We start from the raw sequence: 13,566 nt of genomic DNA, 5'->3' as shown, positions 1-13,566 counted from the left end.
ATCACCCAATGTCTATGAAGCTCGTTTTCTTCCGGTAAAGAATGAAATAACGAATAGTACCAAAAATAGCACAAATAACATTTTAGCGATTGTAGCAGCTATGGAGACGACGATACCAAAAAAACCTAAAATCCCGGCGATCATAGCAAAAAATAAGAATAAAGCCGACCATTTCAGCATGTTCTGTATCCTCCTTTGATTGTATATAATGTGGCATACTCGCGTCCCGATTGAGCGTGGTAGTAGATGACAGTGACTTCTACAGATTAAGCGTGGCTGTGCCATCATTATATGTTGTTTTAAACGGTGCGAGGGCCCGTGAATCATAACGTTTGGAGCACAAGAGGATACCAGTCTGGACTTTGTTTCGTGTCCGAATGTAGAGGGTAACTATGCAGTATCATAAACATCATCGTGAAAGACGAAAGAGAGGTTACGCTATGTTAACACAGGTCAGCATTTTTATTATTGCGATCGCATTTGCCGTTCTCGTTATTTACCTTATTAAGACATTGAAAGCAGCCCAAGGCTCTCTGGATAAGGTAACTCAAACCTTGCAGGAAGTACAAAAGACAGTAGATGAACTGAGTTATGAAGTTAAACAAACGGTTCGACATGCAAATGACATCACCGCAGACGTTGATCATAAATTGAAGCAAGTAGAACCGGTGATGGAGTCGGTTAAAAACCTGGGGGAGGTACTCAGTGAAGTGACACTGGCCGCCAAGCAGGCGTCTACGGCGTTAATGACACGGCTTCAGAAGGCACGTAGCGCGGCGAGCAGTACTTCCAGAACGGAGAAGGCAATCAAGTCAACGACATCGAACAGACCCTTGACTGCAACAGAGCGGACGGTTCAGAGCTACAATGCCACTTATGGGGAACCTGCGGGCAAGCCGGCTAAGAATTGGCTGGGATATGTAGACATCGCTGCTGGGGTGTGGCAGAAAATGCGTCAGTAGTGTAGTGCTGAACCGTAAACTACAGGAAATTCATTGAAAGGGTGAGAATTATGATGAAGACATTATTACTAGCCGCTGGTTTGCTCACTCCCTTTTCCGGACAGGATACGGTTCAGCAAACCGTCTCCCCGCAGACAGCGGGGCATATGGTAAGGACTGTTCAGACGATAACCGCTCCACATGCTGCACCAACCGATTTTCATACCTTAAATGGTATATCTCTGGATGATACTCGTGCGGATGTATTGAAAAAACTGGGGAAGCCGCTTCGAATCAAGAAGGATATGCTGCTGCTTTCTACAGAATACCAATATCCGGATGTCACCGTAGGTATGCGTGATGACGTCGTCTCTTATGTGCATGTAGACCCTGCTGCCGGTCGAATCAAGGTTAATGATAAGTGGCTGCCGCTGCAACGGAAAACGCTGGATCAAGCGCTGGGCGGCTCGCAATTCACCGCAGAAGACGGAGAGGTGTATGTGCGCGGGCAGCGTGCGATCAAAGTATTTACCGATAAAACGTCTGATAAGCCAAAGTATGTTGAGTTTTTTGATGAAACAGAGTGGTGATCGATTTTTTCGAGCCGTGACATCATATGGAAGTTTCAAATGGATGTATAAAGTGTAATAGTCAGAGAAGTCAATCCTTAAAGGAGCGTGAGAAACATGAATCAGACCAATCATAAATCTTATGCCAAGGTGGTAGAGAACGGTGTACAAGCCGTTGAAGCTGTGAATGAGTTGCGTAACACGGGCTATCGTTATGAGGATGTGTTCGTGCTCGCTCATGATCAGGATCGGACGGATCGTATTGCAGATACGGTGGCAGCCAAAGAAATCGGGATTAAGGAAGAAGGCGTTTTCGATTCCTTAGCGAATTTGTTCCGTTCCCGTGGTGATGAGCTTCGTGCTAAAATCACTTCCTTGGGCTTTACAGATACGGAAGCAGATTTTTATGAAAAAGAATTGGATCAAGGTAAAGTGCTGGTTATTGCGAAAAAATCGTGATATTGCCAGTTCATCATAGGATCAGATAGATTTGAAAAAGAGGATGTGGCCGCAGCACAGTGTTCCGCGGGTCCTCCAAAAACATAGATAAGGAATGGGGCTTCAGCCTCATTCCTTATCTATGTTTTTGGAATGCCTGCTTACGGAAACGCTATTCCTAATCAACATGGGTGTTGCCCCCTAAGCAGGTATAGTATAATACATGGGTTACAGATAAGGAGAGAGCAATGAGAATTCTAATTGTTGACGATAATCCAACGAATGTCATTATTATTCGTGAAATACTAAAAAAAGAAAATTATCGCGATGTAATCTCTGCCAGCTCGGCCGCAGAAATGCTGGAGCATTTGGGAATCGGCGACCGTACCATTAGTCTTCGGCCCCGTCCTTCGGATATTGATTTGGTGCTGCTGGATATGATGATGCCTGAAATGGACGGCATTGAAGCATGCAGCATCGTACAGGAATATGAGCATTTAAAAGATATTCCGATTATTATGGTTACCGCTGTAGGCGATTCCAAAAAGTTGGCCGAAGCCTTGGATGTGGGAGCCGTCGATTATGTCACGAAGCCAATCAACAAGGTAGAGCTGATGGCTCGAATTCGGTCTGCCTTGCGTCTCAAGCAGGAAAAGGACTGGCATAAGGATCGGGATCAACGGATTCAGGATGAATTAAAGCTGGCTGCGATGGTTCAGCAGGCGGTGCTTAGTCCTGCCATTCAGGACCCGATGCTGCATGCGAATGCACTGTACCAGCCTTCCTTTGAACTGGCGGGGGATTTATATTCATGGTATCCGCTAGGAGAAGGGAGATATGCTATCATTTTGCTCGATATGATGGGCCATGGCATTTCTTCTTCTTTGTTTTGCATGTTCATTGCGTCTGTACTCAAGGATACAGTCATCACGTATGTGGAGCCCGAGAAGGTCATACAAGAGCTAAATCGTCGTTTTAATCAACTGGATCTGGGCAAGCAGCTGGTACAGTATTATTTTACGGCGATTTATATGGTGATTGATACTCGTTCACGGCGAATTGACTATGTAAATGCAGGGCACCCTCCCGGCTTGCTGTTCAACCAGGACGGCAGCATAACCAAATTAGACCGTGCGTGTAGCCCGGTCGGATTGTTTGATAAAATTGATGCAGAGATGCACACGATTTATTACGAAGGAACTGGACATATCGCTTTGTATACAGATGGCTTGCTGGAGGCAGTAAAAGGAGAATATGAGGAGCAATTGGAGTATCTGACTGCCTGTCTGCGCAAGTATGAAGAATGGAATGAAGAAGCGATGCTGGATGCGTTTTTTCGTAACGAAGGACCGCAGGATCGCGATGATGATAAGTGCCTGATCTGGATTTCATTGAAAGAGGGAGAGAGCTTGCATGAAAATCAGAAATAAACTGCTGATTGGCTTTGGATCGCTTATGGCGATCCTCCTTGTGCTGACGCTAATCAGCTATGACCGGATGGGGAGCCTGAATGAACAGCTCAACCAGGTGTATCAAGAACGATATGTGAAGGTCCGGAAAACAACGGCTATACGCGGACAGGTGAACGATATGGCTAAAGTCATGGCCAACCTGATCTTGAATCCGGGCTCCTCTGTCGGCGAGGCCAAACGCGAGCTTGATGATATTTCCGCTACTGGAACAAAAATGCTGGCTAGTCTGCAAACGGACTCTGGCACGAGCGAAGAACAACAGCAGATTGACCGGGTGGCTGTCGCCTGGAAGGATTTCCTAAACTACGAAGAGAGACTCATTTCCTTATTGGGGCAAGATCGTATTGAGGAAGCTAATGCTTTCCGTAACAGCACGGGTTTGCCTGCTCAAGAGGAGGCAATGGACAGCATTAACACCCTTGCCGTTTTTCAGGATCGGGAGATTGATAACGATATGAAGCAAGCCAATCTGGCTTATGAGGAATCTGTGCAGATAACCACAATCCTGATGGCTGCTGGCCTGATCATGGGCTTACTGGTTATTTTGTGGGTGCTCCCAAGCATTGCCAAAGGTCTAAATACCGTTAACCTCATGATGAGCGGCTTTGGCAAGGGGAAGTACAGGGCCATCAGCCGGATGAGTGTGGCCTCCAAAGATGAAATCGGAGAGGTCGCTCGTGTATTTCAACAATTGGCTGGAGATCTGGATGAAAAAAGGAAATTCGAGCATTCTGTTCTTCAAACGCAGAAGGACCAAACATGGCTTAATGCCAATACTGCACGGGTGACGGAGCTGTTTCGCGGTGTGAATTCACTGGAGCAGGTTGCTCAGATGTTTATTAGTGAATTTACGCCCATCTTGGGAGGCAGCTATGGAGCCATCTATTTGCAAGGGAAGGATGTAGAAGACCACCGATTCAAGTTATATGGCTCCTATGCAAAGGTGACTGGCGAAGGCTCGATCAGAGATGTTATCCAAGTGGGCGAAGGTTTGCTTGGACAGTGTGTTCTGGATCGTAAGCCGATCTTGATTGCAGAGGCGCCTGAAGGATACTTGTCCATTGGCTCCGCCTTAGGAGAAAGTAAGCCAGTGGGAATTATGATTTTTCCCATTTTGTTCGAGGATGAATGCATTGGTGCCGTAGAAATAGCGTCACTGGATCGCTTCACTGAGCTGGAAACGAAGCTGTTTGCACAGTTAGTGGAGAGCTTGGGGATCATTTTGAACAATATCAAGGGACGGATGCGGGTTGAGCAATTGCTGCGCGAATCGCAGGCACTTACCGAGGAATTGCAATGCCAGTCCGAAGAGCTGCAAACTCAACAAGAAGAGCTCAAACGTTCCAACGAGAATTTGGAGGAGCAAACAGAGGAACTCAAGCGTTCCGAAGAGCTATTACAGCGTCAGCAGGAAGAATTAGAGCATTTTAATACTGAACTGATTGCCAAAACGAGAGCACTGGAAGAACAGGTTCGAGAAGTGAAAGAAAAGAACGACGAGATCGAACGTGCACGGGCCCAGTTGGAGCAGCAGGCGATGCAGCTAGGGATTACAAGCAAATACAAATCTGAGTTTTTGGCCAATATGTCGCATGAATTGCGGACTCCGCTAAATAGCTTGCTCATTCTTTCTCAGCTGCTGTCTGAGAACAAGGAAGGCAATCTCAAGCCCAAACAAGTGGAATATGCACAAACCATTTATATGTCAGGCGCGGACTTGTTGAAAATGATTGATGAGATTCTGGATTTATCCAAAGTGGATGCTGGAAAAATGGATATTAACCATGAAACGGTTCATCTAAAGGAACTAGAGCTATTTGTTGAACAGAACTTTGCTCCAGTTGCAGCCAAACGTGAGCTTCATCTGCATACCGAAATTGAAGAAGACTTGCCAGAAGCTATTATTAGTGATAGTTATCGTCTCAAACAAATTTTACGTAATTTGCTGTCCAATGCGTTCAAGTTCACCACCGAAGGTTCTATTCGTTTCAAGGTATCTCGGGCAAACGGAGAGCAGCTTCCAGATATGCTAGATTCACGAAAATCCTACCTGGCTTTATCTGTACGTGATACAGGCATCGGGATTGCATCAGATAAAACAGATCTGATCTTCGAAGCCTTCCAGCAGGTAGACGGTACGACTAGCCGGAAATACGGGGGAACAGGGCTGGGACTGTCAATCAGCCGTGAGCTTTCCAAATTGTTGGGCGGTGCCATTACAGTCGAATCCGAGCAGGGACAGGGCAGCTGCTTCACACTGTATTTGCCGGAACAAACGCCTACCGAAGAGATTAAGGATTCTCATTCGAGAGAGGCGCGCAGCAGTGCAGAGGTGAACCTGGATTTTGAAGATGTCGCTGCTTCATCAGAAGCAAATCTTTCCATGATCATGCCTGCTGAACGCTTACCCGTGTATCAGATGCCTTTGAAGAGCGGAGCGGAGGACATTAAGCATCCGGGTGACGACCGAAATGAGATTACCCCGCAGGATAAAGTGCTGCTGATTATTGAAGATGATATTAATTTTGCTAATATTTTGTACGACATGGCCCGCAGCCGGGGCTTTAAGGCGCTGATTGCTCTCAAAGGAGACGATGGGCTGAACATGGCTCATTCTTATTTGCCGGACGCTATTATATTAGATATTCAGTTACCAGTGATGGATGGCTGGTCCATTTTGGGCGAGCTGAAAGGAAACTCATCGACACGTCATATTCCAGTACATGTGATTTCGGTCATTGATGATGTGAAGCAGGGCTTAATGATGGGCGCAATTGCCTATCTCAAAAAGCCTTCTTCGAAGGAAAGCCTGGATAAGGCATTTTCACATATAAAATCGTATACAGATCAAATGGTAAAACGCCTGCTTGTGGTGGAGGATGATGATAATCAGCGTAAGTCCATTATTGAGCTCATCGACCATGACGATGTGGCCATTACGGCGGTATCGACAGGTAAAGAAGCACTGAACGAGCTAGCCACCCAGCGGTATGACTGCATGGTACTGGATTTGATGCTGAGTGACATGACAGGCTTTGAATTGCTCGACCGCATTCGGGAAAACGAGCAGCTCACCGATCTACCGATCATTATTTATACAGGCAAAGATCTGGATAGTAAAGAAGAAACACAACTCCGAAAATATGCAGAATCCATTATTATTAAGGATGTCAAATCACCTGAGCGGCTCTTGGATGAGACTACGTTGTTCCTGCATCGGGTAGAGGCGAATCTTCCTGAGGATAAACGTAAAATTTTGCAAAAGCTTTATAATAAGGAAGAGCTGTTTGAAGGCAAAAAAATATTGTTGGTAGACGATGATATTCGTAATGTATTTGCTTTGTCTAGTGTGCTGGAAAGCTATCGTATGGAGGTTACCTTTGCGGAAAATGGAAGGGAAGCTCTGGAAATGCTCGAACAAACGCCTGATTTTGATCTGGTGCTGATGGATATGATGATGCCGGAAATGGATGGATATGAAGCAATGCGACGGATTCGAGTAATGCCGCAATTCGAGAAGTTGCCTATTATTGCCCTGACAGCCAAGGCGATGAAGGATGATCGCTCCAAGTGTATTGAGGCAGGCGCCTCCGATTATGTAAAAAAACCGATTCAAACCGAACAGCTTTTATCATTAATGCGGGTGTGGTTGTATTCGTAATCCAAAAAAATGGGTAATATAAATTGACACTTGATTCAGAGCGGTACAGGCAAAACCTATTTAGGAATTGGAGAGAGATTATGACATCGAAGGATATGGCGGATAATGCTGCTAATGAAGTGAAATCGAATGACAATGAGCGGGAAATGATTGAGATTGAGCTGTTGCTGGAAGGTATTCATCGGCTGTACGGCTACGATTTTCGCAACTACGCTCTGCCATCGATCAAGCGGCGTATTTATTATCAAGCGCAGTCCGAGAACGTAAGCACGATATCAGGGCTTCAGGAGAAGGTGCTGCATGATCGCAGCGCCTTCGATAGACTGGTACAGAGTCTTTCCATTCCGGTGACCGAGATGTTTCGCGACCCGGAGCTGTTTCTAATTTTCAGGCAAAAGATCATTCCTATTTTACGGACGTATCCGTATATCCGAATATGGCATGCAGGTTGCTCCACAGGTGAGGAAGTGTACTCTATGGCAATCATGCTGTATGAGGAAGGCTTATATGACAAGGCCCGTATTTATGCGACGGATATGAATAACCTGTCTTTACAACAAGCGAAGGAAGGCGTATACGGGATTGACCGAATGAAGCTGTATACCAAAAATTATTTGGAATCAGGGGGCACACAATCGTTCTCTGAATATTATACAGCCAAGTATGATTCGGTAATGTTTCATCCCTTTTTACGAAAAAATATCATTTTTGCTGAGCATAATTTAGCGACAGATCGGTCTTTTAACGAGTTCAATGTTATTTTTTGCCGGAATGTTATGATTTATTTTAACGATGAACTTCGCAACCACGTACATGGGTTGTTTTACGATAGCTTGAGTCATTTTGGTGTGTTGGTGCTTGGGGCCAAGGAATCCATACATTTTACCGATTATAGTGATTCCTACGAGCCGCTGGACCGGGTAGAGAAAATATACCGGAAGATTAAATAGAGATGCTTAGGAGGATTCCATGGGGCTTCATGAACCGATTCATATATTGCTGGTAGATGATAGACCTGAGAACCTGCTCGCTCTTGAGGCAGTGCTGGAGAGTGAACAATATAATCTGGTAAAGGCCACATCTGGGGAAGAAGCGTTGCGATGTCTGTTAAAAGATGAATTTGCACTCGTGGTCCTCGATGTGCAAATGCCGGGTATGGATGGAATTGAGACCGCAAAGTTAATCAAGGCCAGAGAGAAGACGAAGGATATTCCGATTATCTTCATTTCAGCTAACAGCAAGGAAGCGGAGCATTTGTTTGCCGGATATTCAGCGGGCGGTATTGATTATATGGTGAAGCCGTTCATCCCTCAAATTCTCAAGTCCAAAATTGAAGGCTTCGTACAAATGTATCTGACAAATAAGCGTTTGAAAACACAGTCCATGCTGCTGCACCAGAAGACGCAGGAGCTGGAAAAGATGAATAGCGAACTGATTGCCGCCAAGGAAGCGGCAGAGATTGCTGCTAATGCCAAAACTGAATTTTTGGCAATGATGAGCCATGAAATTCGTACGCCTATGAACGGTGTCATTGGCATGATTGATCTGCTGATGGAGACAGAGCTGCAAAACGATCAGCAGGAATATGCCGATATCATCCGTCGCAGTGCAGACGCGCTGGTCGCGGTCATCAATGATATTCTGGACTTTACCAAGCTGGAGTCAGGGAAGATGGAGGTTGAGGAATATCCGTTTGATTTGGTTTCCTGTATCAAGGAAGTTTTCAGCCTGTTTACGGTAGAGGTGAACCGCAAAAATTTGGAGCTGGTTTATTTTCTCGATGAACAGATGCCTCCCGTGTTATATGGGGATATGGGTAGAATACGGCAAGTGCTGATTAACCTGGTTTCCAATGCCGTCAAATTTACAGACCAGGGCGGGGTATATGTCTTCGCATCAGTCAAAGAGCGTAGCGACAATGGGCTTACAGTTGAGTTTTCTGTAAAAGATACAGGCATTGGTATCGATCCCGCTAAGGTTGGAAGACTATTTCACCCTTTTTCCCAACTGGATTCTTCTATGACACGCAAATATGGTGGAACGGGTCTGGGACTCGCTATTTGCAAAACCTTAGTGAATATGATGGGCGGAGATATCCGTGTGGATACGAGTGGAGAACAGGGTGTGACGTTTCATTTTACAATGAAACTTGGCATTGCCAAGGAAAATGAACTGGAAGGGGAGTCCAGCCACGTTTGGGAAATTCCACATCAGGAGTCTCCCACCCGTAAACCCGTACTAGTCGTGGATGACCATCCCATCAATCAGAAGCTGATGGTAAATATACTGGATAAGCTCGGTTTGGCTTCAGACGTGGCCGCAGATGGGCAACAGGCGCTTGATATGGTTATTGCGAATCAGGATTACGACTATATCTTTATGGACTTGCAGATGCCTGTAATGGACGGTCTGGAGTGTACGAGTAAAGTACGTGAACAATTGGCGGGAAGATCTCAACCTGCCATTATCGCTATGACAGCTAACGTCATGGAGGGAATTCAGCCCCGATGTATTGAAGCTGGAATGAACGATTATATTAGCAAGCCTGTTAAAATCAGCAGTGTAAAACAGGCGTTGCTCCGGCATTCTCCGGACCATTTTCCAATGCGGCCAGGTAAAGACCGAATCAATGAAGCTTAGCTGGTTGTATTTTACAGGTGTATAAAAAGTGATAACGTGATTCAAACACTCGTATATTGGGTTAGTATGTAGGGAAATCTTTTTTTGGGAGAGTAGGCCAATGAATACTAATAAAAATGAGAAGTTCAATGCGATCACAGAAACAGCAGATGGTGTAAATACCGTTTATCTGAGTGGAGAATTGGATCTTTCGGTAGCACCTGATTTCCGTCTGGTCATGGAGCCTTTAGTGGGGGAATCCAGCCAGGATTTGATTGTTAACTTAAGAGACCTTAAATACATTGACAGCACTGGCATTGGTATTTTGTTATCCATTTTAAAAGCAAGGCATGGGATGGAGTCCCGGTTTACAGTTCAAGAGGTACCGCCTCAGATTCAAAAGCTGTTTGATATGACCGGTATTGCCAAATTCTTTGTCCCCCAGGAGAATTCCCAATAGGAAAGGAAAGAAAAAGAAATGAATGCTCAAATTCAAAAAGTAGTTCTTAATTTGCCGGCCACAGCTGACTTTGTTGATATTGTAAGATTAAATTTATATGGTATTGCCGCGAAAATGGGATTCTCTTATGAGGATATTGAAGACATGAAAGTGGCTGTATCGGAAGCCTGTAATAACTCTGTCCTTTATGCATATGGTCATGAGGGAGGAGTTGTAGAAGTAGCATTCGAATTTGACGAAGCTTCGTTGTCCATTCGTGTCAAAGATGAAGGGGAGAGCTTTGAACGCGTGGAGGACCCGTCCCGTATCGCATCCTTGCATGACAAGGAGTTGAATGATGCACAGATTGGCGGATTAGGTTTTTATCTCATGCAGGCGCTTATGGACGATGTTCAAATCTTGAATGAGACAGGAAAAGGCACCGAAGTAGTGCTGGTAAAGCGTCTAACCAGAAGTGAGGAAACAGTATGAATGAAAAGGTAACTCCCCCAGAGTCGATGGATGAAGCCGTTGGTCTAATCTGGGAGTACCAACAAACCAAAGATAACGAAATTGCTACCGTGCTGATCCGCAAGTATGAGCCTATGGTCAAAATGGCTGCCGGGAAGATATCTCGTAACCGCCCGGACTTATACGAGGATTTATATCAGACCGGTCAGATGGCTTTGATACGTCTGCTCCAGCAATACGATATCAGCTTGGGTATCCCGTTTGAACCATACGCTATGAAAAGTATGCTGGGACATATGAAAAATTATTTGCGCGATAAATCCTGGTACATCCAGGTTCCTCGCCGTATTAAGGAAAAGGGAGCGCTTGTTCAACATGCCATTGATGAGCTGACCGTCAAATTAGAACGCTCACCCAATGTAGACGAGATAGCGGAGTATCTGGATCTTACGGTTGAGGAAACGATCGAGGTGCTTGCTGGTCGCGAGTGCTACCACTATGTTTCACTGGACTCGCCATTATCCCAGGAAGAGAGCGCAGCAACGTTAGGGGAGCTCATTAGCTCGGATGCTAACGATTTTGACACAGTGGAAAAACGGATGGATCTGCAGCATGCTTTAAGCCAACTGAAAGAGCAGGAACAGAAAGTGCTCCTTCTTGCATTTCAGGATGGTCAATCTCAGCGTGCGATTGCGCAGACGTTAGGCGTATCGCAGATGAGTGTTTCCCGTATTCAGAAGCGAGCAACAGAAAAGTTGAAGCAGATTATGTCTAATTCCTCTCTTTCATGAGCACATCGATGAATTCATCGCTTATAATATTTGTCGCTCCATCGTAAGGACACGTTATTCCAATTAGGGAAGCGTGTCCTTTTTATAAAGCGGAAAAAGTAAAGAAAGGATGGAATCTATGACAGCATTTGAACAGATTTCTACCTTTCGTAGAGGTTGGGAATGGTGGGACGTCTGTGCTACGGACTGGCAGGATTCGGTCATACAGCACTTGAAACAGAAGATTCCAGAGGCCGCAGAGTGGCTGGATAAGGTAGAAGACATTCCATCCAGCTTTATTTCTGTGCGCTTTCCAGATGGCCATCAACCGTTGATGTGTGGATCGTTGATCTACTCCGTTCAGGAGGAGATCGACAGTCAGCGCAACTGCAATAAGTTTTATTTCCTCGTCCTAAACCAGAAGTTAGTGACCTTAAATCTGGACCAAAATACCCGTGAAATTATGCATACCGCAGAGCGCCAAACCATGCTGGAACAATGTGAGGACGCAGCTGACGGCATGTTCGTATTGGCGAGAGCTGTGCTTCATTATTTTCATACAGGTATGGACAAGTTTGAGATCAATCTAAGAAGACTGGAGGAGGACATGGAGAAAAGGAATGCACGTACGCTAATGGATTCCATATTGAATGCGCGTTTCGAATTGTTGTATTGGAGCAATATGTTCATTCCTTTTTCAGAGCTGGTCACGGCTTCCCGGGAAGCATACCTGGATAAGCTGGAGGAGAATCGCTTTTTTAAACAGTTACTGTACCGGGTCACTCGGATGGAGGGACTTTTCCGCCATTATGAAAAGGAAATCGATACACTGATCTCTATAGATGACGCTATTTCTGCGTTTAGGGGCAATGAGATTTCAAAGACGCTCACCATTGTGACCGCTGTATTTACACCTGCCACTGTAGTTGGAGCTATTTGGGGTATGAACTTTGAAAATCTACCCTGGATTAAAACAGGCTGGGGCTTCGCCTGCGTGATCATTGTTACTGTGCTAAGTATGGCGGGGATGTACGGCTGGCTGATGATGAAGGGATGGACAGGAGATTTATTACAAACAAACAAGCGCAACAAATTGTAGCGGCCGCTTACAGCATTTAATGATGTATATGTAAAAAACGATCCATCACCATCGGAGGCGTGTTAAGCCTAATACCGATTACGATGGTGATGGATCGTTTTATATGAGATAAAAGACAATTACTTAGTACCCTGGCTCATTTTGATATATCCTAACAATTCGGCGATGAAGTCTCCGATGACCGGAAGATTTAACTGTACCAGGAAGCTGAGCAACCAAGCGAGTAAAGCGAGTATGACCACTGTTCCCAGCGTAAGGCCAAGCCCCCGTGAAATCCCGGCCGTCAGATTGCTGATAATTCTTCTTTTGGTGCTGGAGTAGTTCTCTAAAATATCTTTGAATTCTGCTTTTTCCAATGTGTCTGCAATTTGATCCAGACGTTTGTTAAGCCGTTTGACCTCATGGCGCAGCTCAAAAGGATGTTCATTTACATCAAAATCTCTATCATGATCATGCTTTTTAACAGGAGTAGCAGAGGCGTGCTTGGATGAAACTTCGTCTGGTTGATCTTGTTTCTCAAGAGGATGAAAGGTTCTTTTGTTGTTCCGGGCAAGATCATCTCCATAAGAGTTTGATTTGTTCATGGTCATCCCAGCCTTTCTATCATTTAAAAACAGCCAGCTTGTTGCCTGCTGGCTGTTCAGTGTTTGGAGCTTATTATGGTTGTAATCAGAATGTGTTCCTGTTATGAATTTGCGTTTAATTGTTTCTGAGTGTCCTTGGCGGCCTGAGCGGTTGCATCCATAACTTCTTTATCTGCTTTGGCTGCTTCATTAGCAACATCCGCAGAGGCTTTAGTTACGCTGGCTACGATGTTGTCTTTGCTCTCGGATACCGTTTTGGCTACATCTGCTGTTTTGGTGGACACGGTTTTAGCCAAATCTGTCGCTTTACTGCTGACTACAGATGCAACATCCTTAGTTTTATCGGACACAACAGTCATTTTTTCAGACAGATCGCTACGCAAATCGCGGCCCGGCTTTGGTGCGAACAGCAGGGCTGCCGCAGCACCAATCAAACCTCCGATGAATAAACCCTTTGCAAAACCTGAAGTGCTTGCCATATTTTGATTGTCGATGTTACTCAT

Annotated in this window: 14 protein-coding genes; 11 read left to right on the top strand and 3 right to left on the bottom strand. The window is 45.2% G+C overall.

The window, feature by feature from the left end:
- Positions 1-12: 12 nt before the first annotated feature.
- The gene (locus ACQQ6X_RS20865; protein ID WP_305166865.1) at positions 13-180 is read right to left on the bottom strand and encodes a DUF1328 family protein; all 168 of its coding nucleotides are present in this window, start codon (positions 178-180) and stop codon (positions 13-15) included.
- A 260-nt stretch (positions 181-440) separates the two neighbouring features.
- Here ACQQ6X_RS20865 and ACQQ6X_RS20860 point away from each other — a divergent pair, with 260 nt between their 5' ends.
- The 11 genes from ACQQ6X_RS20860 (at position 441) to ACQQ6X_RS20810 (ending at position 12,479) form a co-directional block, all read left to right on the top strand.
- Positions 441-962 (top strand): DUF948 domain-containing protein, encoded by a 522-nt coding sequence (locus ACQQ6X_RS20860; protein WP_305166864.1) that lies wholly within the window; start codon positions 441-443, stop codon positions 960-962.
- 50 nt (positions 963-1,012) lie between these two features.
- Positions 1,013-1,531 (top strand): hypothetical protein, encoded by a 519-nt coding sequence (locus ACQQ6X_RS20855; protein WP_305166863.1) that lies wholly within the window; start codon positions 1,013-1,015, stop codon positions 1,529-1,531.
- A gap of 96 nt (positions 1,532-1,627) precedes the next feature.
- A complete protein-coding gene (locus tag ACQQ6X_RS20850; protein ID WP_063212837.1) occupies positions 1,628-1,969 on the top strand; it encodes a general stress protein in 342 nt (113 codons plus the stop codon).
- Between the two features lie 227 nt (positions 1,970-2,196).
- Entirely contained in the window at positions 2,197-3,378 is a 1,182-nt protein-coding gene (locus tag ACQQ6X_RS20845) for a PP2C family protein-serine/threonine phosphatase (RefSeq protein ID WP_305166862.1), read from the top strand.
- A complete protein-coding gene (locus ACQQ6X_RS20840; RefSeq protein WP_305166861.1) occupies positions 3,362-7,081 on the top strand; it encodes a response regulator in 3,720 nt (1,239 codons plus the stop codon). The genes ACQQ6X_RS20845 and ACQQ6X_RS20840 overlap by 17 nt, the downstream gene beginning before the upstream one ends.
- 80 nt (positions 7,082-7,161) lie before the next feature.
- Positions 7,162-8,031 carry a CheR family methyltransferase gene (locus ACQQ6X_RS20835; RefSeq protein ID WP_305166860.1) on the top strand — a complete coding sequence of 290 codons (870 nt, stop codon included), beginning with the start codon at positions 7,162-7,164 and terminating at the stop codon, positions 8,029-8,031.
- A gap of 19 nt (positions 8,032-8,050) precedes the next feature.
- A complete protein-coding gene (locus tag ACQQ6X_RS20830; protein WP_305166859.1) occupies positions 8,051-9,721 on the top strand; it encodes a response regulator in 1,671 nt (556 codons plus the stop codon).
- Between the two features lie 100 nt (positions 9,722-9,821).
- The gene (locus ACQQ6X_RS20825) at positions 9,822-10,160 is read left to right on the top strand and encodes an STAS domain-containing protein (RefSeq protein WP_305166858.1); all 339 of its coding nucleotides are present in this window, start codon (positions 9,822-9,824) and stop codon (positions 10,158-10,160) included.
- 18 nt (positions 10,161-10,178) lie between these two features.
- Entirely contained in the window at positions 10,179-10,631 is a 453-nt protein-coding gene (gene rsbW / locus ACQQ6X_RS20820) for an anti-sigma B factor RsbW (protein ID WP_305166857.1), read from the top strand.
- Entirely contained in the window at positions 10,628-11,401 is a 774-nt protein-coding gene (locus tag ACQQ6X_RS20815; protein ID WP_305166856.1) for a sigma-70 family RNA polymerase sigma factor, read from the top strand. The genes rsbW and ACQQ6X_RS20815 overlap by 4 nt, the downstream gene beginning before the upstream one ends.
- Before the next feature lie 118 nt (positions 11,402-11,519).
- Complete coding sequence (locus tag ACQQ6X_RS20810; protein WP_305166855.1) at positions 11,520-12,479, top strand: magnesium transporter CorA family protein; 960 nt, start codon at positions 11,520-11,522, stop codon at positions 12,477-12,479.
- Positions 12,480-12,598: 119 nt separating this feature from the next.
- Here ACQQ6X_RS20810 and ACQQ6X_RS20805 read toward each other — a convergent pair whose 3' ends face one another.
- Both ACQQ6X_RS20805 and ACQQ6X_RS20800 read right to left on the bottom strand, forming a co-directional pair.
- Positions 12,599-13,069 (bottom strand): DUF5665 domain-containing protein, encoded by a 471-nt coding sequence (locus ACQQ6X_RS20805; RefSeq protein ID WP_305166854.1) that lies wholly within the window; start codon positions 13,067-13,069, stop codon positions 12,599-12,601.
- Positions 13,070-13,164: 95 nt separating this feature from the next.
- Positions 13,165-13,566, bottom strand: coding sequence for a YtxH domain-containing protein (locus tag ACQQ6X_RS20800; protein ID WP_305166853.1), 402 nt, complete (start codon positions 13,564-13,566; stop codon positions 13,165-13,167).

The organism is Paenibacillus ottowii (assembly GCF_050516475.1).
Taxonomy (GTDB): Bacteria; Bacillota; Bacilli; order Paenibacillales; family Paenibacillaceae; genus Paenibacillus; species Paenibacillus ottowii.
The sequence above is the reverse complement of the archived record's forward strand: the minus strand, read 5'-3'. Positions and strand labels throughout refer to the sequence as shown.